Below are 22646 nucleotides of genomic sequence, written 5' to 3'. Positions count from 1 at the left end.
CACCCGTCTTGACCGCGCCCGGCCGGAGTGGCGATCATCACCCCGCTCTTGTCTACCCCTGCCGGCCCTTGCAATCGGGGCCGAGGCAGTGCGCGTTCTCCACGACCGGACGGCCGTCCACGAGGATCGTGTAGTAGCTCTTGTGCGTCTTCTCCTCGCCGGTGCCGAGGACCTCGACGGACTTCTGGTCCGAGGTCGTCCCCGTGCAGGACACCCGCAGCTTCGACTTCGTCCAGCCCGGCAGGTCCCTGCATTTCAGCGGGGACGACAGCGACACGCCGCGCTTCTCCAGCTCGGCCGCCGCCGTCACCGGCAGCGCCTTGCGCAGCGCCGACTGCGTCTTGTACTGCAGCTCCCCGCGGGTCGCCAGCAGGAACGCGACACCGCCGCCCACCAGCGCGAGCACGAGCACCCCGGCCGAGCCCAGGATCAGGGCCCGCCTGCGGTTCGCGCCGACGACCCGGCGGCTCAACTCCACGGCCTTGCGACGTATATCCACGTCGACAACCTCACCGAGGGTACGGCGTTGTATGCGCAGCGTGATTGCATTTTCCGTTCCGTATGCGGATTCCTTGCCAGAACCGCGGTGCGACGAGCGGTGCGGCCGTCGGTGCGGTCATCCGCAGCCGATGCCCAGGCAGTTCTGCCGGAGGACCTCGCGTCCGGCGATGGTCACGACGTAGCTCTCGCGCGGACGGTCGGTGTCGGCGTCGTAGGCGACGCCGCTGACGACGACCGGCTCGCCCGCCCGCGTGCGCGCCGTGCAGTTCACCCGGACCATCGCCTCGGTCTCCCGCTTGGGCGACGTGCACTCGGGACGCTTCCGCAGCTCGATGCCCTGCGCCTTCAGGTCGTCCACGACCCCGTCGCTGACGGCGTTGCGATACGCGCCCTCGGAGATCCGCTGCATGACCTTGCACCCCGACACCGTCAACGCGAGCACCAGAACCGAGGCGACAACCCGAACCGCCGTCACGGCGTCCTGCCTTTCTGGGTAGCGACCCCCAGACTCCCGAGTGGGAGGTGCCGTGATCCTCGCTTCGCTGCGGTCACGGCACCTCCTCTCTGACCCTGGCCACCGCTTTCGCGATGACGTCGGGGTGGTCGAGGGCGATCATGTGGCGGGCGTCGGGGAGTTCGACGCGGCTGCCCAGCGGGCTCAGCTTCGTGAGCCGTTCGTGGCCCTCGGCCCATTCGCGCTGCTTGGCGGGACGTCCCGCGTCGGCGAGCGCGGTCAGCACGACCAGCGGGATGGCCGGGAACGTCGTCCGTGAGCGCAGCCGGGCCAGCGCGACCGCCATCTCCCGGTAGGCGACCTCCTCGGCGAGGACGGTGCCGAGGACGGTCCCGCGCCCGTAGACGGAGCGGACGACGCCGTCCGGGACGGCCTCCCCGCGGCGGCTCGTGTGGCGGAGGGCGAGCCGCCGTCCGAACGGCCCGGCGACCCGGGCGAGCCGCGTCGCGTCGAGGACGGCGCCCGCCGCGCCGCAGACCGGCGTCAGCGCGGCGCCCAGCGGGAGCGGGGCGCGCGGGGCGCGCTCGAAGCTCGGGTCGACCAGCACCATGCCGAGGACGTGCTCCGGCGACGTCCGCGCGAGGGCCTCCGCCGCGAACGCCGCCATCGAGTGCGCGAGGACGATCACCGGCCGCCCGGCCCGCTCCGCCAGCGCCGCCATGATCCGGGCGTCGCGGTCCAGCGTGGGACGCCGGGCGGCGGCCGGGCTGAGCCCGAGCCCCGGACGGTCGTGGACGATCACGCGGAACTCGGATCGGAGCAGGTCGACGGACGGCGTCCAGTCGAACCAGGCGCCGCCGAGCCCGGAGCCGAGCAGCAGCGGGACGCCGTCCGCGGGCCCGGACTCGACGACGTGGACCCGCTCGCCCCCGGCGCTCACGATCTCCGTCACCGGCTCGCCTCCTCCATCACGCCGGGGGCGGCCCGGCGGCCGCGGACCGTGTCCCGCCAGTCGGCGTACAGCGCCCACGCGATCACCAGGAGGCCCAGGCACAGGACGCTGATCTGCGCCCGCTGGACGATCCCGAGCCACTGCCCCATGTACATCGCGACGAGCGTGCCCAGGGCGAGCACCGACTCGGCCAGCGCGAGCAGCCAGCCCCAGCGGGCGAGCGCGGGCCACCACCCGTACCGGCGGGCGGCGAGCGACAGCAGCAGCAGCGCGGCCACCCCGCACACGATCACGGCGCTGCTCGTCACGGAGTGGAACTCGTGGGAGAACGACACGTGCCCGGACCGCTCGCGCAGCGCGCACCACGTCTCCAGGCTGGGCGCGCAGTCGAGCGGGAAGGAGGCGTCGCCGATGGCGCACACGCCGAACAGGCCGAGGAACGCCCATCCGGCGGTGGCGAGGGGCCTGCGGCTCAGCCTGCGCAGGGTCTCCAGCGCCACGAGGATCGACAGCACGCCGGTCACGAGGTCGCCCGCGCTGTAGACGGCGTGGAACGGCTGGTCGACGGCCGAGAGCTCGCTGACGTAGCCGTTCAGGAAGTCGAGCTTCGGGCTGAGGAGGTTCTCCAGCAGGAAGGTCGCGTAGCTGACGCCCGCGACGGCGGCAAGGACGATCACCCGCGCGGGAACGACGCCCGGCCCGTCACGCTGGTCGGAGTTCACCGAGCCCCCTCACGCCGCCCTGTCCTTGCCGCGCCCTCGCCCAGTATTTCCCAAGATCTTGTCAGCAGGTGACACGGGGTGAAGGTTCCCCGTGTATCCGCTGGTCGGGCCGTGCCACCGGTGTCGCGGAGGCACGGATCGCCGCCCGCGGAGGCGAACGCGCGGCCGGAGGGTGGAGAAGTCAGGCTCCCGCGGTCGTTGTACTGGCCGCGGGACGTCCACGATGATGTCGGGGCGATTTGCCGGGATCGTCCCTGACCGGCTTTGTTCTCACCGGGTAGGGGGCATCAATTCGTAATGAACCCATCCCAACGGGTTGAATGGGGGGTGTACTGCGCAGTACCGATCACGGTCCGTGACGCCGCACCGGGGGTCCGCCTCCCCGTTGACAGCAAGGAGTACCAACACGTGACACTGGTGAACGACGCGGCTCCCGCGGTGCGATCCACCGGGCGCAAGTTCCGTGCCTTCACGGCGAAGCACCTCGACGAGCTCACCGCTCGCGCGGGACTCTCGCCCGCGCAGCGCCTCGCGACCCGCGCGGTGGCCACCGTCCTGCCCTTCCGGACGAACGCCTACGTCATCGACGAGCTGATCGACTGGGACGCCGCGCCCGACGACCCCATCTACCGGCTGGTCTTCCCGCAGGAGGACATGCTTCCGCCGGACGACGTGGCGCACCTGTCCGACCTGCTGCGCCGCGAGGCGCCGAAGGCGGAGGTCGAGGCGGCCGCGCACGCGGTCCGGATGCGGCTGAACCCGCATCCCGCGGGGCAGCTCGAACTCAACGTGCCGAGCTTCGGCGACGGCAAGATCCCCGGCATGCAGCACAAGTACGACGAGACGGTCCTGTACTTCCCGAAACAGGGCCAGACATGCCACGCGTACTGCACGTACTGCTTCCGCTGGGCCCAGTTCGTGGGCGAGGCCGACCTCAAGATGGCCGGGGACGACGTCACCGCCCTGCGCGACTACCTGGTCGCCCACCCGGAGGTGACGAGCGTCCTGTTCACCGGCGGCGACGCCATGATCATGGGCGAGCCGGTGCTGCGCCGCTACGTCGAGCCCCTGCTCGACCTGGAGCAGCTCGAATCCATCCGGATCGGGACGAAGTCGCTCGCCTACTGGCCGCAGAAGTTCGTCACCGACCCGGACGCCGACGACATGCTCCGCCTGTTCGAGCAGGTCGTCGAGTCGGGCAAGAACCTCGCGTTCATGGCGCACTTCACCCACCCGCGCGAGCTTGAGCCGCTCATGGTGACCGAGGCGTGCCGCCGCATCCGCGACACCGGCGCGGTCATCCGCACCCAGGCCCCCCTGATCCGGACGATCAACGACGATCCGGCGGCGTGGGAGACGATGTGGCGCGTCCAGACCCGGATGGGGCTCGTCCCGTACTACATGTTCGTCGAGCGCGACACGGGGCCGCAGGACTACTTCGCCGTCCCGCTCGCCCGCGCTTATGAGATCTACCGGGACGCCTACAAGAACGTGTCCGGCCTGTCGCGGACCGTGCGGGGCCCGTCCATGTCGGCCACGCCGGGCAAGGTCTGCGTGGACGGCGTCGTCGACCTGTTCGGGGAGAAGGCGTTCGCGCTGCACTTCATCCAGTGCCGCGACGCCGAACTGGTCGGCAAGCCGTTCTACGCGCGGTACGACCCCGAAGCGGTCTGGCTGGACGACCTCAAACCGGCCTTCGCCGACAGCTTCCCCTGGGAGAGGTAACCGCGTGCGGTGGCGTGCCCGCCGTCCCTCCGGGGACCCGGGCGGGCACGCCACGGCCAAGAGGGCCCCTCAGCGCAGGTGCCGCCACAGCGCGAGGACGGCGGCCAGCGTGGCCGCCCCGCACACCGCCATGACGTGCGACGGGGCCAGGACCTCGCCGAGCGCCCCGGCCGCGCCGATGCCCGCCGCCTGGCCCGTCATCAGGCCGGTGTTGGAGAGGCCGAGCGCCTGCCCGCGGACCCGCTCCGGGACGGCGTCCACCAGCCGCCGCTGGACGGTCAGCTCGTAGCCGAGCCCGAACGTCCCGGCCGCCATCAGCGCGCAGGCCGCCGCGAGGCCCGGTGCGAGAACGAACGCCAGCAGCGGCGCCCCGGTCAGCGCGGCGAGCGGGAGGGTGAGCCGCTCCCGGACGTCCGGCCGGATCAGGCGGCCGACGACGAAGTTCCCGGCGAACATCCCGGCCGCGGCGGCGGACAGCAGCAGCCCGGCCCCGTGCGCGCTGCCGACGTCCGCCGCGTAGGGGACGGTCATGCCCTCCGCCCCGACCGACAGCGAGATCGGCAGCCAGGCGCACAGCAGCAGGCCGCGGACGCCGCGGTCGCGGAGCAGCAGCCGGTTCACCCGCCAGGTCTCGCGCCGTCCCGGCGGCCGCCTCGGGGGCGGGCGGCGGGACGTCCGGGAGCCGGAACCGGGCGAGGACGGCGGCCAGCCCGGCGCTCACGGTGGCGAGCCAGAGCGTCCCGGTCGTGCCGAGCACCGCGAGCAGCAGCCCGCCCGCCGCCTGCCCGGCGATCTGCGCGCCCGCGCTCGTCATCGTGAACAGCGAGCGGCCGAGCACGTACCCGTCGCCGGGCAGCAGGGCGGGCAGCCTGGCCTGCACGGTCGCGCTGCCGACCGGCGCGAGCAGCCCCACCGCGAAGAGCAGCGCGAGCGTCGCGGGCACCGGCGGCTCGCCGACCGCCAGGACGGCCGTGACGGCGAGCCGCAGCAGGTGGAACGCGGTGAGCAGGCGGCGCGCCGGGACGCGGTCCGCGAGCGAGAGCAGCAGCGCTCCGCCCACCACGTACGGGAGGAAGCCCGCCGCGAAGATCAGCGCGGCGGCGACGGTGGAGCCGGTCCGCTCGAACGCCTGGACGGACAGCGCCAGCATCCGGACCGAGTCGCCGCCCACCAGCAGCGTCTGCAGGGCGAACAGCGTCCGGAACTCGGGGACGGCGAACACGTCCCGGTACCGGAACGAGTCCTGGACGGAGGCGGGGGAGGAAGCGGTCATGAGGGCGACTCTGCGGCCCGGCCCCCGTCCCGGGATAATGTTTCGCGGAGGAACGAAACATGAACCGGATCGAGGTCGGCCCGGCGGACCTCGCCGCCAGCCGCTTCGGGCTCGCCCCGCTGCTGGAGACCCTGAACGCGCTCGGCCTGGCGGCCGGGCGGGTCCCGCCCGGCGCGCTGCGCCCGTGGGTCGAGCGGGCCCGGCCCCGCTACCTGGCGATCGCGGACGACCCGGCCGTCCGGGCGCTCGTGTTCCTGCGCCGCCGCCACGGCTACATGGCCGACTTCATCAGCCCGCCGCCCGCCCGTCCGAACCTCACGGTCGCCGAGCAGCTCGCCACCACGCGGGCGACGCCGCTCGACCAGGCGCGCGCGGAGATCGCCCGCAACCTGGCGGGGCTGCCGGAGCCGGACGGCGTCGTCCGGTCCGTCCTGGACGCCCCGGACATGGTCGGACGGCTCGCCACCGCCCTGGAGACCGCCTGGGACGCGCTGCTGGAGCCGGACTGGCCGGTCGTCCGGTCGATCGTGGAGCGCGACATCGTCCACCGCGCCGGACGGCTCGCCGCCTACGGCTGGGCCGCGGCGCTGGACGGCCTGTCCCGCCGGGTGCGCTGGCGCGACGGCGCGATCGAGGTGGACCTCCGCGGCGGCGGCGACACCGCGCACCGGCTCGGCGGCGCCGGGCTGATGTTCGTCCCGGTCGTGTTCTCCGAGCTGGGCCTCGCCGTCGAGCCCGGCTGGCCGTACACGCTGATGTACCGGGCGCGGGGAGTGGCGGCGCTCTGGGAGAGCCGCGAGCCGAGCCCCGGCGACGCCCTCGCCAAGCTGATCGGCCGCACCCGCGCCGACCTGCTGCGGCTGCTCGCCGACCCGGCGACGACGACCTGGCTGAGCGCCCGGCTGCGGGTCAGCGTCGGCGGCGTCGGCGACCACCTCGCGGTGCTGCGGGCGGCCGGGCTCGTCACGCGGCAGCGCAGCGGGCGCTCCGTCCTGTACCGGCGGACCGCCGTCGGGGACGTCCTCGCCGACGCGCCCTGAGCCGCCCTGAGCCGCGCGGGCCGCCCCGTGCCCGGGGCGGCCCGCGCCGCGTGTCAGGTGCCGTAGACCGGGGTGATCACCGCGCGGGCCAGCGTGTGCGCGGTGACGTTGAAGCCCACCGCGGCCGGGGACGAGTCCGAGTCGATCCCGAGCGACTCCACGTCCAGGGCGTGCACGGCGAACACGTAACGGTGCGGGTCGCCGGGCGGCGGGGCCGCGCCGCCGAACGCCTTCACCCCGTAGTCGTTGCGGGCGTGCACGCCGACCTTCGCGTCCGGCGTCCCGGCGCCGCGCGGCAGCTCCGTCACGTCCGCCGGGACGTCGAACAGCGACCAGTGCCAGAAGCCGCTGCCGGTCGGCGCGTCCGGGTCGTAGCAGGTCACCGCGAAGCTCCGGGTCCCCTCCGGGAACCCGGACCAGCGCAGGTGCGGCGACTCGTTGCCGCCGCCGAACCCGCCCTGGTCGAAGACGTGCGGGTCGGGGAGGCGCTCGCCGTCCGCGATGTCGTCGCTCTCGACGGTGAACGACGGGACCTCGGGCAGGAACTCGTAAGGGAGCGGCGGCTTGCCGGACATGGCGACCTCCTATTTCGGACTTCCGGTTGTCGCCTCCATCTCTATCAGGGGACGTCACGCCCACACGTCGCACCGGCACGTCACGTCGTCACGTCGTCACGTCGTCACGTCTTCACGTCTTCACGGCTCCCATCGTGAACCCGGTGACGAACCGGTCGAGGAACAGGTTGAACAGGAACGCGATCGGCACCGCCGTGACCACCGTGGCCGCCTGGAGCGACTGCCAGAAGAACACGTCCCCGCGGACGAGCTGCGTCGGGACGCCCGTGCTGACCACCATCTCCGGGCTCGCCGACACGAACGCCAGCGCGTACACGAACTCGCTGGCCGTGAGCGTGAAGCTGAACACGACCACCGCGACGATCCCCGGGAACACCAGCGGCAGGACGGCCCGCAGGAACGCGCCGAGGCGGCTGTGGCCGTCCACCATGGCCTGCTCCTCGACGTCCTTCGGGACGGCCTTCAGGAAACCGATCAGCAGCCACACCGACACCGGCACCGTGATCGTCGGATACACGACGATCATCGACCACAGGGTGTCCTCCAGGTGCAGCCACACGACGACGCGGGTCAGCGACAGGAACAGCAGCGACGGCGGCACCAAGTACACCATGAAGATCGCGATGCCCATCGGCGTGCCCCACGGCCGGTCCAGGCGCGCGAGGGAGTACGCGGCGGGCAGCGCCAGCGCCAGCGTGATCGCGACGACCGCCGCGCCGACGATCAGGGTGTTCCCGACGAACGTCAGGAACGGCGTGTCGCTGAACAGGAACGTCACATGGTCGGGAGTGGCGGGTTCGTTGAAGTAGAACGGGTTGCTCTCCGGGTTGTAGAGGTCCTGGTTCTGCTTGAACGCGCTGACGACGCTCCACAGGAACGGCAGCGCGCACACCAGCGCCGCCAGCACCGCCGACCCGTACACGCCGGCCCGCGCCGCGACATGCCGCCGCGCATACTTCCGCCGCAACGCCGCGACATCACTCATCCCGCCCTGCCCTTCCGGGGGCCGCTGGAGGCGGGATGATCCTCGCTCCGCTGCGGTCATCCCGCCTCCAATCGCCGGACGGCTCGCAGGATCGCTACGGCGCCCGCGAGGAGGAGGGGGAACAGGAAGAGCGCGATGGCGGCGCCCTGGCCGACGTCGCCGCCCTCGATGCCGCGGAAGTACGCCCACGACGCGAGGACGTCCGTCGAGTGCGTCGGGCCGCCGCGCGTCAGCACGAACGGGACGGTCATGTCGGTGAACGTCATGATCGCGCCGAACAGCCCGGCGACCGCGATCACCGGCAGCGTCAGCGGGATCGTCACCTCGACCATCCGCCGCCAGAACCCGGCGCCGTCGATCCGCGCCGCCTCGTCGATGTCGCGCGGGATCGCGACCAACCCGGCCATCACGATCACGGCCGCGAGCGGCGTCAGCCGCCACGTCTGCACCGCGATCACCGACGCCATCGCCGTGCCGGGACGCCCCAGCCACACGACGTTCCCGTCGATCAGCCCGAGATGCCGCAGCACCCAGTCGACCGGCGAGTAGATCGAGTCGAGGAACCACAGCCACGAGATCGTCGACAGCGCGACCGGGGTCGTCCACGGCAGCAGCACCAGGAACCGGACGAACCACTTCCCGCGGAACTCCGCGACCAGGACGTTCGCCAGGATCTTCCCGAACACCACGATCAGCGCCATGCTGACCAGCGTGAACACCAGTGTGTTCCGCAGCGCCCGCCAGAACACGCCGTCGTCGAAGACCGCCGTGAAGTTCCGGAACCCGACGAAGTCGAACGACGGGTCGCCGGTCGTCACGTCCGAGAACGCGAACGCGACCGCCAGCAGGAACGGGACGCCGACCAGCGCCGCGATGTAGACGACCGACGGCAGCAGCATCGCCCACGCGAGGAAGCCGTCGCGGTCGGCGAGGCCGACCTTCGGCGCCGCCGCGTCCCGCACGGCGACCGGTTCGGATTCGGTCCGCGCGTCCGTCACGGCGCCCCTCCGATCGGCACGGCGGACGTCCGCGCGCCCGACCCGGCGTCGAAGAACCGCAGCCGCTCGCCCGGCACGGCGAACTCGTGCGTCTCCCCGGCGTCCAGCGGCGTCACGACGGTCGACGGGAGGCGGGCGATGACGCGCGTCTCCTCGCCGACGCCGGTGACCGTCCCGTACACGTGCCGGTCGCCCGACAGGTACTCCATCCGCTCGACGCGCAGCGGCATCGTCACCCGCGACTCCGCCGGGACGTTCTCCACCGGCAGCAGATGCTCCGGACGGAACCCGACCAGCCGGTCGTCCCGCCTGACGAGGTTCATCGGCGGCGAGCCGATGAACCGCGCCACGAACGTGTCGGACGGGTCGTCGTACACCTCGCGCGGCGTCCCGACCTGCCGGACGCGGCCCTTCTCCAGCACCGCGATCCGGTCGCCGAGGCCCATCGCCTCCGCCTGGTCGTGGGTGACGTAGATGGTGGTCGTCCCGACGTGCTGCTGGAAGCGCTTCAGCTCGTCGCGGGCCGTCGCGCGCATCTTCGCGTCGAGGTTGGACAGCGGCTCGTCCAGCAGGAACACGGCCGGATCGCGGACGAGCGCCCGCGCGAGCGCCACCCGCTGCCGCTCCCCGCCGGACAACTGGCGCGGCTTGCGGCGCAGCAGCGGCTCGATCTCCAGCAGCTCGGCGGCCCACGCCGCCTTCTTCCCGCGCTCCTCCTTCGCCATCCCCTCCGCGCGCAGCGGGAAGACGATGTTGTCGAACACGGTCTTGTGCGGGTACAGCGCGTACGACTGGAACACCATCGCGATCTTCCGGACGCGCGGCGGCAGCCCGTTCACGACGTTCCCGCCGATCAGCACCTCGCCCTCGGTCGGCTGCTCCAGGCCCGCGATCGTCCGCAGCAGCGTCGTCTTGCCGCACCCGGACGGGCCGAGGAGCACGAGGTACTCGCCGGGCTCGGCGGCCAGGTCGACGCCGTCCAGCGCGCGCACCTGATCGGCTCGGCCGCGGCGCGCCCTGAGCTGCCCGTCGAAGGTCTTGACCAGCCCTTTCACCTCAACGGTAGTGATCTGCCCCGCCCCCCTCAACCGCCGACGAGGCCGCGGCCCCGCCAGTTCTTGAAGATCGCCTCGGCGCGGCCCGCCGCCTCCGCCACCGCCTGCTTCGGGGACGCCTGGCCGCGCGCCGCGCGGCCGAACATCGTCGGCAGCACGTTCGTGTTGAAGATCTCCCCGATCGCCGGGTTGGACGGGCCCGGATAGCCGATGTTCGCGGTCCACGACGTCGCCGTCTTCAGCAGGGACAGCTTGTTCGCGGGCTTCGCGCCCCACGGGTCGTGGTCGAGCCACCCGTCGAGCTGCGGGACGAGCGACGGCCACCCCGGCAGGTCGTACAACTCCGAGTTGTACGTCACGGCCGGGAAGTTCGCCGTGTAGTGCAGCAGGAACTCCTTCGCCGCGTCCGGGTTGCCCGCGTGCTTGGGCACGATCCACTGCTGGATGACGTGCTGCGCGGCCAGCGACGCCTTCGGGCCGCGCAGCGCCGGGACGAAGAAGATGTCGTCGCCGATCGCCCGGTTCGCGCCCATCGCGGTGCGCCACGCCGAGATCGAGTTCAGGATGTAGGACGACTTGCCCGCGATCAGCGCCTGGTTGTTGGACGCGGGCACCCACGAGAACACCTCGCTGGTCTCCGCCTCCTTGAACAGCCGCGCCATGTACTCGACGGCCGCGACGGTCGCGTCGGAGTTCAGCACGACCTTCTCGTTCTCGTCCTGGACGGCCCCGCCGTACGACCACAGCAGCGCCCGCGCCGCCATGTTGGAGTCGGTCTCCGGGGACAGGCCGATCCCGCACGGCACGCCGGTCTGCCTCTTGATCTCGGCGGCGCCGCGGAGCAGGTCCTCCCAGCTCGCCGGGCCGTTCGGCATGCCGACCTTCGACCACATCGACTTGCGGTAGTCGCCGGGGTCGGGGGACCAGCCGGGGCAGTAGCAGTAGAACCGCTTCGTGTTCGGGTTGAAGCTCGACTTGCGGCACAGTTCGAGCTGCTGCCCCCACCGCCGGTTCGCCTCCTGCACGACGTCCGTCAGGTCGAGGACGGACGGCTCGTACTGCGAGAACGGCGCGATGTGCTGGATGAGGTCGTGGCCGCGTCCGGCCTGGATCTCGGACGCGGCGCGGCGGGGGACGTCGACGGTGTTGATGTGGTCGACCCGGACGTCCACGCCGACCTTCTTGCCCCAGTCGGCGAGGAACTTGTCGAACCATTTGTCATGCCGCGGGACGAAATGGCTCCACATCAGAATGCTGAGGGAGCCGCCCAGCTTCTTCGCGGGGGAGGTGAACACCTCCTTGGGCGCGTCGCCGGTGCCCTTGGCCTGCGGGCCGCTGGACTCGCTGGCGCATCCCGCCAATAACCCGGCCGCGCCCGCCGCCCCGGCCGCGAGCGCCGAGGACGACAGGAAGCCGCGCCTGCTGATTCCGTGGGAGTCGGTGTGGGGAGACAGCCCCCCGCGAATCGTGCTGGTTCCGTGGGAGTCGGGTGTGGGGGTCTCGGGGGCCGTCCCCGCCGGGGGGACGTCGAGCCGGTCGGCCATGGGTGCACACTCCCTCGCCGTGAAGGTCTCCCCTCGAAGGTAGATCGGCGAGGCCGTCTCATCCAGAGACGATCTGGTAACTCCCTGTCACTCCGGTCTCAACGAGTCACATGCGTGACACGGCCGAAGCCCGTTACATCCCGATAGTGCGCCGTTACTCGACAGTGCGCCGTTACTTGCCGGTGCGCCGTTACTTGCCGGTGGCCTCGACGTAGGCGGCGATGACCTCTTCCGGGTCGCCGTCCATGTGCATGCGGCCCTCGTCGATCCAGATGACGCGGTCGCAGGTCTCCTTGACCACGTCGAGCTGGTGCGCGACGAGGAAGACCGCGCCGGCCTCCTTGCGCAGCTCCTCGATCCGGCGCTTGCTCTTGACCTTGAACTTGGCGTCGCCGGTGGCGAGGGCCTCGTCAATGAGCAGCACGTCGTGCGTCTTGGCCGCCGCGATCGCGAACCGGAGCCGCGCCCCCATGCCGGACGAGTACGTCCGCATCGGGTACTGGATGAACCCCTCCTTGAGCCCGGCGAAGTCGACGATCTCCTTGTACTTCGCCTTGGTCTCGGCGGGGGACATGCCCATCGCGAGGCAGCCGAGGACGATGTTGCGCTCGCCGGTGAGGTCCTTCATGAGGGCCGCGTTCACGCCGAGCAGGGACGGCTGGCCGTCGGTGTAGACGCCGCCGCGGTGCGGCGGCAGCAGCCCGGCGATCGCCTTCAGCAGCGTCGACTTGCCGGACCCGTTGGTGCCGATGATTCCGACGGCCTCGCCGCGGTAGGCCACGAACGACAGGCCCTTGATCGCGTGGACCTCGGTCATCGTCGGACGGTGCTTGCGGCGCAGGATGCGGGAGAACGCGGAGGCCGCGTTGCCCTTCCCGCCCGCGCCGTACACGCGGTAGACGATGTGCAGGTCATCCACGACGACGATCGGCTCCCGGCGGGAGTCGATCTCGACGGCGTCGAGGGCCTTGCGGGGCCTCGTGTCAGCCACGGCCATATCGCTCCTCCGCCCGGTAGAAGAACATGAATCCCCCGACCAGCATCACCACGGCCCAGATGATGGCGTACAACCACAGGTGTGCCACCGGCACGGGTGTCGCCTGGTCCGCCGGCGCGTTCTCGATGAAGGCGCGGTACTTGCCGAGCAGCATGTAGCGGCTCAGCTCCACGTACACGTGCGCCGGATTGATCTCCAGCAGTTTCGCGATGACGGGGTACCGGTCGAGCTTGGAGCCGGGCTTCATCATCAGCGGCAGGCTGAAGATCACTCCGGACATGTAGAGCCACGTCCGCATGATGAACGGCAGGAGCTGGGTGATGTCGCGGTTGAACGCGCCCAGCCGCGCCATCACCATGCTGATGCCCACGTTGAACATCAACTGGAGCGCCACCACCGGAACGAACATCACCATGTTGAGGGTGATCGGCTCACCCCAGGCGAGGATGATCGCGAACAGCACGACCAGGGACAGCAGCAACTGCTGGAACTCGACGACCGCGATCGCGAGCGGCAGCGTGGCCCGCGGGAAATGCAACGCCCTGATCAGCGACAGGTTGTCGCCGACCGACTTGGCTCCCGACGTCACCGACCGCTGCGTAAACCCGAAAAGGAAGACACCTGTCACCAGGAAGGGGATGAAGTCCTTGATCCCGCGACTGGTGCCCAGCAGCAACCCGAAGATCAGGTAGTACACCGCGGCGTTCAGCAGCGGCGTGAGGAGCTGCCACAACTGACCCAGGCGCGAGTCGGTGTACATCGAGATGTTCTTCGCGGAGGCGAACGCCCAGATGAAGTTGCGCCGGGCCCACACCTGCTGGAGATACGTGCGCAGCGGGGGGCGCGCGGCGCTCTGCCTCAGCCCGTACCGTGCGGCGTAGTCGGACAGCGACTCGTTCACGTGAGGAGGCTCCGCGATCGTGCCGACCGACTCGCCACCCGGGGAACCGAGCCGTTCCGGGTGACTCATGTCGCGAAGCCTATTGCAGTCGGTGAGTCGAGAGTGACGTTCGCCCGCATGTGACCCCCGATTTGAGATCTTTACGGAATCATGTCGCCGTCCAAGGGGATACCCCCGGGATGCGCGTCAACCATTCACGGCGCATCGCCGCGCCCGCACGCTCCGTCGTCATGCCCTGGTCCCCCCCGAAGAACACGCGGCCGCGGACGGCCGAACCGCGCTTCCCCCTCCTGGCGAGACTCGGGCGGGCGGACCGGTGGGCGTTCGACCGGGTGGCGGCGGCGCGGCTGCCCGGCCTGGAGTACGTCCTGCCGCGGCTGTCCCGGTTCGCCGACCACGGGGTGCTGTGGTTCACGACGGCGGGCGTGCTGGGGCTGACCGGGCGCCACCGGCTGCGCCGGGCCGCGCTGCGCGGCTCGATCGCGATCGCGGTGGCGAGCCCGGTCGTGAACCTCCTCGGGAAGCAGGCGTTCCGCCGCAAGCGGCCCGTCGTCGACCTCGTCCCGCCGATCCGGATCCGGTGGAAGCTGCCGACCTCGCACGCCTTCCCGTCCGGGCACTCGGCGTCGGCCGCCGCGTTCGCGACCGGGGTCGCGCTGGAGGCGCCGGGACGGGTTGCCGCGCCGGTCGTCGGGGCGGCCGCGGCGGTCGCGTTCGCCCGCGTCTACACGGGCGCGCACTACCCGGGCGACGTCCTCGCCGGGCTCGGGATCGGGGCGCTGGCCGCGTGCGGGACGCGGCTCGTCTGGCCCGCCCGGCCGCCGGTCGCGCGGGTGTCGGTGACCATGGACGCCGACGGCCTGGTCAAGCCCGACGGGGAGGGCCTCGTCGCGGTGGTGAACTCGGTCTCGGGCGGCTCCGGCGGGGCGACCGCCGCGATCCTGCCGGGACGTCCCGACCTGGCGGCCGAGCTGATCGAGCGGGAGCTGCCCGCGGCGGAGATCGTCCGGCTGGCGCCGGACGCGGACGCCGACAAGGCGCTCGCGGCGGCCGCCGAGCGCGCCCGCGTCCTCGCCGTCGTCGGCGGCGACGGCACCGTGAACGCGGGCGCGCGGGCCGCGCTGGAGCACGACGTGCCGCTGCTGGTCGTCCCCGGCGGGACGTTCGACCACTTCGCCCGCGCGCTCGGCCTGGAGTCGCCGGCGGACGCGGTCGCCGCCTACCGGAGGGGGCGCCTCGGCCGCGTCGACGTGTCCTACGTGACGCCGGCGGACGGCCGCCGGGACGACGCGGACGAGCAGGTGTTCCTCAACACGGCGAGCTTCGGCGCCTACACCGAGCTGGTCGACCGGCGGGAGCGGCTGGAGAAGCGGATCGGGAAGTGGCCCGCGCTCGCGATCGCCGCCGTCCGGACGCTGCGCCGCTCCGAGCCCGTCGACCTCGTCCTGGACGGCCGGCGCCGGCGCGTCTGGCTGGGCTTCGTCGGCAACTGCGGCTACGGCGCGCGCGGCGCGACGCCGACCTGGCGGGACCGGCTGGACGACGGCCGCCTCGACGTCCGGATGATCGCCACCGGGCGGCGCGTCCCGCGGGTGCGGGCCGTCGCGGGGGTGCTGGCCGGGCACCTGCCCCTCATCCCGGGGTACCGGTCGTGGCGGGCGACGGGGCTGGAGGTGGTCGCGCCGGCCGGCGGGCTGCGGCTGGCCCGGGACGGCGAGGTGTCGTCCCTGCCGAGGGCGGTGCGGTTCGGGAAGCACGCGGGCGCGCTGCGCGTGTTCGTCCCCGCCGACCAGGGGTAGGGGACGGGCTGGCCACGAGGAGGGGCCCGGAGATGACGAGCGACGGCACCGAAATCGGGATCGACCCCGGCGAACTCAGCGAGGACGACCTGTTCCGCGAGCTCGGCCACCTGTACGAGACGCGGCTCGACGCGCTCAGGCACGCCGCCGACCAGGCGTACGGGGAGCACACGCGGCGGATGAACCGGCTCGAAGCCGAGTATCTGCGCCGGCGTCCGGGACGCGAGATCGACCCGGAGCGGCTGCGCGAAGGCGCCCGCGCCCGCTGACCCGCCCTTGACGGCTCCCGTTCGTCGGGAGTTCGTCTCGGCCGGGTAAAAGTACGGGCATGGTCGCCGGTTCCCGGGCCGGGTCCGTTGCAGGATCGTCCTCGGGGGTGTGTTCCGTGACGGGGACCCGGCCCGACCGGAGACGGCGGCGGCAGGGGCGGCGGGATCGCGGGCGCGAGCCGGGACTGCGCGAGTGCGCCCGGCGGTGGTGGCCGTTCGTCGCGGGCACGATGGCCGCGACCGGGCTGCTGCTCGGCGCCTACTTCTGGTTCCCGCCCGTCCCGGCTCCGTCGCCGCTGTCCGCCGGCGGAGAGCCGGTCGGCCCGTTGCCGGACGGCATGGAGGGCACGGACGGCACGGACGGCGCGGAGCGTCCCGGCGGGCCGATGAGCAGTTACACGACGCGGTTCACGCCGGGGGAGCCACGGGTCCGCAACATCGAGCTGGCCGCGCGGATCCTGGACGGCCAGGTCGTCCAGCCCGGCGCGACGTTCTCGTTCAACGACGCCGTCGGGCCGCGCACGCGGAGCCGCGGGTACGTCCCCGCGCCCGCGATCGTCGGGCCGCGCCTGGTGGCGGACGTGGGCGGCGGCATCTGCCAGGTGTCCACGACCCTGTTCAACGCCGTGTTCCGGGCCGGGCTGGACATCCGCAGGGCGCGCGCGCACTCGATGTACATGTCGGAGTACCCGGAGGGGCTGGAGGCCGCCGTCTCCTACCCGGACCTCGACTTCACCTGGCGGAACGACACCCGCCTTCCGGTGCGCGTCCAGGTGGCGCACACGGGGTCGTCGCTGACGGTTAGCCTGTGGGGCGAACGCCGGTACGAGGTGCGTTCGGCTGTTTCGCAGCCGTACGCGTTCGCGTCGCAGGGGACGGGCGTGCTGCGCGGGCGCGGCCGCTCGTGCGTGCCCGCGCCCGGCCGTCCGGGCTTCGAGATCGACGTGTGGCGGACGCTCCTGCTGGACGGCCGCGAGGTCGGGCGGGAGCGCTTCCACACCGAGTACCGACCGCAGGCGAAGGTGGAGTGCCGCTGAGCCGCCGGGACGGACGCGCGTGGCAGTGTGAGGGTATGGCGGTACGAGAGGGAACACACGAACTCGGGCCGGACGACGGGCGGCTGCTGATCAGGACGGGCCGCAGCGGCCTCGGCCGCCGCGCGGGCCACGACCTCACCATCGAGGCCACCCGCTGGACGGCGGAGGTCGAGGCCCGCGAGCCCCTGTCCGCGTCGTCGGTCGCGGTGACCGTCGAGGTGGACGGCCTAGAGGTCAGGGACGGGACCGGCGGCGTGAAGCCGCTGACCGACCAGGACCGCGCGGAGATCAAGAAGAACCTCCGCTCGGTGCTGGACGTCCGGCGGTATCCGCGCATCACGTTCGCGTCCACGCGCATCGACGACGCCGGGGAGCGGATCGAGGGCGATCTGACAATCATGGGCCGGGTGAAACCCGTGCAGGTCAGGGCCGCTCTGGAGGGCGACGACCGGGTGCGGGGCGGGGTGACCGTCCAGCAGTCGCGGTGGGGGATCAAGCCGTATTCGGCGTTCTTCGGCGCGCTCAGGCTGGCCGACGACGTCGAGGTCGAGTTCGACGTCCGCCTTCCGGGCTAGCGCGTCCGCCTTCCTGGCTGGCACGCCCGCCTTCAGGGCTGGCGGCGGGCGCGGGCGGCGCGCGTGAACTGGTCGTCCAGGCTGCGCGGGAAGGGCAGCATGCGGTGCATGTGCCGCCAGGGCGCGAACTGCCGGACGGCGTTGAACCCCGCCGCCGTGACGACCCGCTCCACGTTCGGCCCTGGCGCGCACGCGGGATACACGTCCAGGTGCGCGACCCGTGCGGGAAGCCCGGCGGGCCTCACCGGCGACACCAGCGTCATCGGCGGCCGGACCCGTTCGGCGGACGCCATGTCCAGCGCGTAGGCGACGAGTTCCCGCGTCTCCGCGTCGGGCCCGCTGTGCACGATGAGCCACCCGTCGACGTCGACCGGCTCCGCCGGAGGATCGGTCAGCGTCAGCGGCGCGACCTCGTCCGAGACGCGGCGCAGGTAGGCGTCATGGGCGGGGGCCAGCTCCTCCAGGACGAACGTCCGGTCGAAGCGCGGCGGGACGGCGGGCAGCAGCGGCGCGTAGGCGTCCCAGCGCAGCAGCCGCGCCAGATGCGTGAGCCGCGCGCCGGGCGGCGGCGCGGGATCCAGGTCGCCCTTCAACCCGGCCGGGAAGGCGTCGACGATCACCTCGCGGACGCCGCCCGGCAGCTCGGCGCCGGGGCGCACGACCCGCCAGCCGCCGGTGACGCGCGGGTCGGCCGCGAACGGCGAATCGGTCACGGCGGTGACGGGGCCGTCCAGCCGGAGCGTGCGCAGCGCCGCCCGGAGCCGGGTCAGATGCCCGAGGCCGCCGCCGGACACATGGCAGACGATCACGGCGGACGATCACCGAGCCGCGTCGAGGACGCCGAGGTACCCGGCCGTCTCGGCGGCCGGGGTGAAGTCGCGGCGGATCCGCTCCGCGCCCGCCGCGCCGAGCTTCGCCAGCTCGGCGGCGTCCGCGCGGGCGGCGCGGTCGATCGCGGCGCGGCAGCCGTGCGCGTCCCCGGCGGGGAACGTGAAGCCGATGTCGTCGTCGGCGAGGTCGGCGAGCCCGCCCGCGTCCGACGCGAGCAGCGGGACGCCGAGCGCCGCCGCCTCCAGCGCGACGTTCGGCATCCCGTCGTAGAAGGACGGCAGCGCGACCAGGTCGCAGCTCGCGTAGACGGCGGGGAGGTCGTAGCGGTCAAGGAACGGCAGGAACGAGTGCGGGAGGCCCTCGCCGCGCGCGGCGAGGGCCTCCGTCACCTGCTCCTCGACCTCGCCGACGAGCAGCAGGTGGAAATCGTCCGCGCGGCGGGACGCGGCGAGCGCGTCCAGGAAGAAGCCGACGCCCTTCTTGACCTTGAGCTGCCCGATGATCCCGATCGTGCGGCGGCCGTCGCGGACGTGCTCGTCCCGCCAGGCGCGGGCGCGCTCGCGCTCGGACGGCAGGACCTGCCACTCCGACGTGTCCACGCTGTTCGCGACGAACGTGACCGGGACGCCGGGTGCGAGCGCGGCGACGAGCGGCGCGTGCGAGCGGGCGACGACGCACACCCGCGACGAGGCGCGCAGCGCGTCCGCCAGCACCCCGCGGCGCCGCATCGAGAAGGCGCCGACGTCGATGTCGTTGCCGCGCAGCAGCGTCACGAGCGGCGCGTCCAGCAGCGCGGCCAGGACGGGCGCGGCGAGCGTCGCGTACACGCCGCCGAACGCGACGACATGGGTGTAGCCGGTGAGGTTCTCGGCGGTGATCGTCGTCCACAGGCGGCGCAGGGCGTGCTCGGAGTCGTCGCCGAGCGGGGCGGTGATCAGCCGCCCGCCGTGCTCGCGGGTGACGCCCCACGGGCGGGCGCGGCGGGTCAGGTGCGCGACGTCGACCTCCACCCCGGCGCCGCGCAGGCCCCGCACGATCCGGTCGCAGGACTGCGCCATGCCGCCCCGGCTCGGCGGGTAGTGGCCGGTGATCCACAGCACCCGGTGTTCGGACTCGGGCATCAGCTGTCCACGAAGCCGGTGTCGTCGTCCGATCCCCAGTCGCCGCCGTGCGCGTAGTCGTCGCCGGGGTTGAACGCGCCCCGGTCGAACTGGTCGAACGACGAATACCAGGCGGCGTCCTGGTAGGCGTGCGAGCTGCTCTGGTAGTAGTGCCGCCGCCGTCCGCGCGCCCACGCCGGGTCGTGCGGGTCCTGCGAGCCGTAGCCCTGCGCGGCGAGGCACTCCGGGCAGACGCCGGACGGCGCGGCGTGCTCGGCGCAGACGGGCCGCCCGCACTGCCCGCAGGACGCGACGGCCTGCCGCCCGCAGCGCCCGAGGACGAAGAAGCCGGTGGTCACGGTGCAGCGGTTCACGTGGTCCTCCTCGCGGCCGTGCCCGGCGGCGTCCACCGGAACGGCTCCGTCGACACCTGCAGGATGCGGTCGATGGTCCGGTCGAGCAGCGGCTCGCGGAACTTGCCGCTGGCCCTGATCAGCAGCCGCCTGCCCTGCTTGACCTGCACCCGGACCGAGGCGGGCGGCGGCGTCCCGGGACGCTGGACGGCCGCGTCCTTGGCGAACCGCCGGGTCACCTGGACGAGCTGCACGGTCTTCCGCTTTGTCTTGATCTTGACCTTGCCGCCCGAGCCGCGCTGGCGCCGCCGACGGAACCGCACCCGGTCGGTGACCGAGAGTTCGAGCACGCTGCCGTCCCGCAGCTCGGCCCGCATCCGGAGCCACGGGTCCAGCGCGTACCACTGGTGCATCCCGAGGACCGGCGGCCGGACGGGCATCTCGACCTCGGGTCCCTTCTTCTCCGGCAGGTCCGGGCCGCGCATGTCCGCCGCGACGGACAGCGCCCCGTCCGGCGGCATGTCGGACGCGAGGATCCGCAGCATCGGCACCAGCACGCCCGGGACGCGCTCGTCCAGCCGCCACTTGCGCCGCCGGATCTCGGTCGTGTGCCGGGCGAGGCTCTGGATCACCGGCTCCCAGTCGTCCCGCCGCAGCGAGACCGCGAAGCCCTTCTCCAGGGTGAGCGCCCGGTGCAGCGGATGGAACCGCTCGATGGCGGCCTTCTGCTTACGCCAGAACATGACGAACCACCTATCGCTCTCGGTCCGGAGGCGTGATCGTGCCGCAGACAGCGTCGTAGACGGCGGCCAGCCGGGCGCGCGACCGCGCCCAGGTCAGGTCCGCCGCGATGTGCGCCCGGCCGCGCCGTCCCATCGCGGCGGCCTCGGCCGGGTACTCCAGCAGGACGCGGACGGCCCGCGCCAGCTCCGCCGGACGGTCCGCCGGGACGAGCCGCCCGTGCTCCCCGTCCGCCATCAGCTCGCGGACCGCCGGGAGGTCGGACGCCACGACCGGCACCCCGGCGGCCATCGACTCGATGACCTTCAGCGGCGCGCAGCCCTGGTCGAGGTTGCGGGCGCAGCCGGTCAGCGGCGCCACCGACGCCTCGGCGTGCGCGAGCCACGCGGCGACCTCGTGGTGCGGCAGCGTGAACCGCCAGTCGACCCGGTCCGCGACCCCGAGCCGCTCGGCCGCGCGGCGCAGCGGCTTCGCCCGCCGCTCGGGGACCGACGCGCACACGACGAGCCGCAGGTCCGGCAGGTCGGCGAGCCGCGCGAACGCGCGCAGCAGGACGTCGAGGCCCTGCCAGGGCTGGAGCGCGCCGACGTAGACGATGTAGCGGCCGGGCGCGTCCGCCGGGCGCTCCGACGGCTCCGGGACGTCCGCCCCGTTCGGGACGAGGTGGACCTTCGCGTCCGGCACCCCGAGGCCGCGGACCGCCGCGCCGATCACCCGCGACGGGACGACGACCGCGTCGCTGCGCTCCAGGCAGTGCCGCTCCAGCTCGCGGACCTTGGCGAGCGTGCTCGGCGCCGCCCACGGCCAGGTGTGCGCCATCTCGATCGACGGCAGCCCGTTGACCTCGTACACGACCCTGTGGCGGCGGCCTTCGGCGACGGCGGGCAGGGCGCTCCACGGGTCGCGGACGTGGCAGACCTCCAGCGTGCCGAGATGCGGCTCCAGATGGCCCGCGACCCACGCGGAGAACGCCTCGGCCCGGTCGATCAGGTTCGGCACCGGCTCGTCGAAGCGGGCGATCTCGCGCGTCCCCTCGCGCTGGTAGCGGGGCAGGTCGCCGCCGCCGATCGCGCAGAGCAGCCCGCCGTCGAAGCGGGCGAACAGCTCGTCCGCCATCTGCGCGATGTGCACGGCCGACCCCTTGCTGGACGGGAACCGGTCGAACGCGACATAGGCGGCGCGATGCCGCATCATCCGACCCGCACCCCCTCGTCGGCGCTGTCCACCCGCGGGGGACGGCCGCTTCTGATCGCGCGATGCCAGGCGATCTGGTCGGCGAGGCCGTCCGCGAGGGCGGTGGCGGCCGTCCAGCCGAGGAGGCGGCGGGCGCGTGCGGTGTCGGCCCAGGTGCGGGCGGCGTCCCCGGCGACCGGCGCCTCCCGCCGGATCTCCGCGCGGACGCCGAGCAGGCCGGTGAGCGTCCCGATGGCGGCGCGGAGCGTCACCGGCTCGTGGTGGCCGACGTTGACCGCGACGCCGGGCGGCAGGTCCGCGGCCGCCGCGAGGAGCGTCGCGGACACGACGTCGCCGACGTGCGTGAACGCCCGCGAGCTGCGGCCGTCGCCGAACACCGGCAGCGGACGGCCGTCGAGCGCCGCCTCCGCGAACCGGTGGAACGCCATGTCGGGACGCTGCCGGGGGCCGTAGACGGAGAAGTACCTGAGCAGGACGGTCCGGAGCCCGTCCCGCGCGGCGTCCCGGGCGAGGCGCTCCACCTCGACCTTGCTGGCCGCGTACGGGCTCGCCGGGCCCAGGGGGTCGTCCTCGCGGTTCGGCCGCCCGCCCGCCGACCCGTAGACCGACGAGCTGGACGCGACGACCACCTTCGGCCGGAGCCCCGCCGGACGGTCCGCGCACGCCGCGAGGAGCCGCCGGGTCGCGACGACGTTGTCCCGCCAGGCCGCCGCCCGGCCCTCGCCCCACGAGCAGCGAACCCCGGGACGTCCCGCGAGGTGCACGACGACGTCGGCGGCGGCGACGGTGTCCAGATCGTCCGCGGCGAGGTCGAGTTCGGCGGCGGCTACGCCGGGCCTGGACAGCGTCTCCGCCCACGTCCGCCGCGCCGTCTCCGGCGCGAGGGACCGTTCCGGCGCGTCGACGGCGAGCACCTCGTGCCCGGCGCCCGACAGCGCGTCGACCACATGGCTCCCGATGAACCCGGCCGCACCAGTAACAACCACCCGCACCCGGGGCACCTTATCCGCATCGCCTCATCCTGG

At 73.0% G+C, this 22646-nt stretch carries 24 protein-coding genes and 1 pseudogene; 6 read left to right on the top strand and 19 right to left on the bottom strand.

The features are described from left to right. Positions 1–52: 52 nt before the first annotated feature. The 4 genes from FXF68_RS18095 to FXF68_RS18080 all read right to left on the bottom strand — a co-directional run bounded on the left by FXF68_RS18095 (position 53) and on the right by FXF68_RS18080 (position 2629). Positions 53–499, bottom strand: coding sequence for a hypothetical protein (locus FXF68_RS18095; RefSeq protein WP_187437980.1), 447 nt, complete (start codon positions 497–499; stop codon positions 53–55). A gap of 117 nt (positions 500–616) precedes the next feature. Further along, entirely contained in the window at positions 617–943 is a 327-nt protein-coding gene (locus tag FXF68_RS18090; RefSeq protein WP_246178770.1) for a hypothetical protein, read from the bottom strand. Positions 944–1049: 106 nt separating this feature from the next. Beyond that, positions 1050–1907, bottom strand: coding sequence for an alpha/beta fold hydrolase (locus FXF68_RS18085; RefSeq protein WP_148760561.1), 858 nt, complete (start codon positions 1905–1907; stop codon positions 1050–1052). Beyond that, on the bottom strand, positions 1904–2629 hold the full coding sequence (locus FXF68_RS18080; protein ID WP_148760559.1) for a DUF998 domain-containing protein: 726 nt from the start codon (positions 2627–2629) through the stop codon (positions 1904–1906). The genes FXF68_RS18085 and FXF68_RS18080 overlap by 4 nt, the downstream gene beginning before the upstream one ends. Positions 2630–3037: 408 nt before the next feature. Here FXF68_RS18080 and FXF68_RS18075 point away from each other — a divergent pair, with 408 nt between their 5' ends. Then, positions 3038–4354, top strand: coding sequence for a KamA family radical SAM protein (locus FXF68_RS18075; protein WP_148760557.1), 1317 nt, complete (start codon positions 3038–3040; stop codon positions 4352–4354). A 69-nt stretch (positions 4355–4423) separates the two neighbouring features. On the opposite strand, the gene FXF68_RS43915 is transcribed toward FXF68_RS18075, so the two are convergent. Both FXF68_RS43915 and FXF68_RS44780 read right to left on the bottom strand, forming a co-directional pair. Continuing rightward, a complete protein-coding gene (locus FXF68_RS43915) occupies positions 4424–4885 on the bottom strand; it encodes an MFS transporter (protein WP_246178769.1) in 462 nt (153 codons plus the stop codon). Positions 4886–5018: 133 nt separating this feature from the next. Then, positions 5019–5504, bottom strand: a pseudogene (locus FXF68_RS44780) (MFS transporter); the annotation flags it as partial. Positions 5505–5686: 182 nt separating this feature from the next. Here FXF68_RS44780 and FXF68_RS18065 point away from each other — a divergent pair. After that, entirely contained in the window at positions 5687–6667 is a 981-nt protein-coding gene (locus FXF68_RS18065) for an ArsR/SmtB family transcription factor (RefSeq protein WP_148760555.1), read from the top strand. 53 nt (positions 6668–6720) lie between these two features. Here the strand turns inward: FXF68_RS18065 and FXF68_RS18060 are convergent, their stop codons facing one another. From FXF68_RS18060 to FXF68_RS18030, 7 genes are all read right to left on the bottom strand, one after another. Beyond that, a complete protein-coding gene (locus FXF68_RS18060; protein WP_148760553.1) occupies positions 6721–7242 on the bottom strand; it encodes a YbhB/YbcL family Raf kinase inhibitor-like protein in 522 nt (173 codons plus the stop codon). Between the two features lie 112 nt (positions 7243–7354). Next, positions 7355–8227, bottom strand: a complete 873-nt coding sequence (locus FXF68_RS18055; protein WP_148760551.1) for a carbohydrate ABC transporter permease — start codon at positions 8225–8227, stop codon at positions 7355–7357. 56 nt (positions 8228–8283) lie between these two features. Continuing rightward, positions 8284–9225 (bottom strand): carbohydrate ABC transporter permease, encoded by a 942-nt coding sequence (locus tag FXF68_RS18050; RefSeq protein ID WP_222869984.1) that lies wholly within the window; start codon positions 9223–9225, stop codon positions 8284–8286. Further along, entirely contained in the window at positions 9222–10280 is a 1059-nt protein-coding gene (locus FXF68_RS18045; protein WP_222869983.1) for an ABC transporter ATP-binding protein, read from the bottom strand. Before FXF68_RS18045 ends, FXF68_RS18050 begins: the two co-directional genes overlap by 4 nt. A gap of 29 nt (positions 10281–10309) precedes the next feature. Beyond that, complete coding sequence (locus FXF68_RS18040) at positions 10310–11824, bottom strand: ABC transporter substrate-binding protein (protein ID WP_148760549.1); 1515 nt, start codon at positions 11822–11824, stop codon at positions 10310–10312. Between the two features lie 190 nt (positions 11825–12014). After that, positions 12015–12815: an ABC transporter ATP-binding protein gene (locus FXF68_RS18035; RefSeq protein ID WP_246178767.1), complete on the bottom strand. Its 801-nt coding sequence runs from the start codon at positions 12813–12815 to the stop codon at positions 12015–12017. Beyond that, entirely contained in the window at positions 12808–13791 is a 984-nt protein-coding gene (locus FXF68_RS18030; RefSeq protein ID WP_148760545.1) for an ABC transporter permease, read from the bottom strand. The genes FXF68_RS18035 and FXF68_RS18030 overlap by 8 nt, the downstream gene beginning before the upstream one ends. Positions 13792–13952: 161 nt before the next feature. Between FXF68_RS18030 and FXF68_RS18025 the strand changes: the two genes are divergently transcribed. From FXF68_RS18025 to FXF68_RS18010, 4 genes are all read left to right on the top strand, one after another. Next, positions 13953–15521 carry a bifunctional phosphatase PAP2/diacylglycerol kinase family protein gene (locus tag FXF68_RS18025; protein WP_148760543.1) on the top strand — a complete coding sequence of 523 codons (1569 nt, stop codon included), beginning with the start codon at positions 13953–13955 and terminating at the stop codon, positions 15519–15521. A 32-nt stretch (positions 15522–15553) separates the two neighbouring features. Then, positions 15554–15790 (top strand): DUF6158 family protein, encoded by a 237-nt coding sequence (locus FXF68_RS18020; protein ID WP_148760541.1) that lies wholly within the window; start codon positions 15554–15556, stop codon positions 15788–15790. 116 nt (positions 15791–15906) lie between these two features. Then, positions 15907–16827 carry a VanW family protein gene (locus tag FXF68_RS18015; RefSeq protein ID WP_187437979.1) on the top strand — a complete coding sequence of 307 codons (921 nt, stop codon included), beginning with the start codon at positions 15907–15909 and terminating at the stop codon, positions 16825–16827. A gap of 35 nt (positions 16828–16862) precedes the next feature. Continuing rightward, complete coding sequence (locus FXF68_RS18010; protein WP_148760537.1) at positions 16863–17402, top strand: YceI family protein; 540 nt, start codon at positions 16863–16865, stop codon at positions 17400–17402. Positions 17403–17434: 32 nt separating this feature from the next. Here the strand turns inward: FXF68_RS18010 and FXF68_RS18005 are convergent, their stop codons facing one another. Genes FXF68_RS18005 through FXF68_RS17980 form a run of 6 tightly spaced genes read right to left on the bottom strand, consistent with a single transcriptional unit; the run spans position 17435 to position 22613 of the window. Then, positions 17435–18211: a hypothetical protein gene (locus FXF68_RS18005; RefSeq protein WP_148760535.1), complete on the bottom strand. Its 777-nt coding sequence runs from the start codon at positions 18209–18211 to the stop codon at positions 17435–17437. Positions 18212–18220: 9 nt separating this feature from the next. Beyond that, positions 18221–19354: a glycosyltransferase family 4 protein gene (locus FXF68_RS18000; protein WP_148760533.1), complete on the bottom strand. Its 1134-nt coding sequence runs from the start codon at positions 19352–19354 to the stop codon at positions 18221–18223. Continuing rightward, positions 19354–19707 carry a hypothetical protein gene (locus FXF68_RS17995; protein ID WP_148760531.1) on the bottom strand — a complete coding sequence of 118 codons (354 nt, stop codon included), beginning with the start codon at positions 19705–19707 and terminating at the stop codon, positions 19354–19356. Before FXF68_RS17995 ends, FXF68_RS18000 begins: the two co-directional genes overlap by 1 nt. Next, positions 19704–20429, bottom strand: a complete 726-nt coding sequence (locus FXF68_RS17990) for a hypothetical protein (RefSeq protein ID WP_148760529.1) — start codon at positions 20427–20429, stop codon at positions 19704–19706. Before FXF68_RS17990 ends, FXF68_RS17995 begins: the two co-directional genes overlap by 4 nt. A gap of 10 nt (positions 20430–20439) precedes the next feature. After that, the gene (locus FXF68_RS17985; RefSeq protein ID WP_246178766.1) at positions 20440–21621 is read right to left on the bottom strand and encodes a glycosyltransferase family 4 protein; all 1182 of its coding nucleotides are present in this window, start codon (positions 21619–21621) and stop codon (positions 20440–20442) included. Further along, a complete protein-coding gene (locus FXF68_RS17980; protein WP_246178765.1) occupies positions 21618–22613 on the bottom strand; it encodes an NAD-dependent epimerase/dehydratase family protein in 996 nt (331 codons plus the stop codon). Before FXF68_RS17980 ends, FXF68_RS17985 begins: the two co-directional genes overlap by 4 nt. Between the last annotated feature and the right edge of the window lie 33 nt (positions 22614–22646).

Origin of the sequence: Actinomadura decatromicini, from assembly GCF_008121305.1 — a bacterium.
GTDB lineage: Bacteria > Actinomycetota > Actinomycetes > Streptosporangiales > Streptosporangiaceae > Spirillospora > Spirillospora syzygii.
The sequence above is the reverse complement of the archived record's forward strand: the minus strand, read 5'-3'. Positions and strand labels throughout refer to the sequence as shown.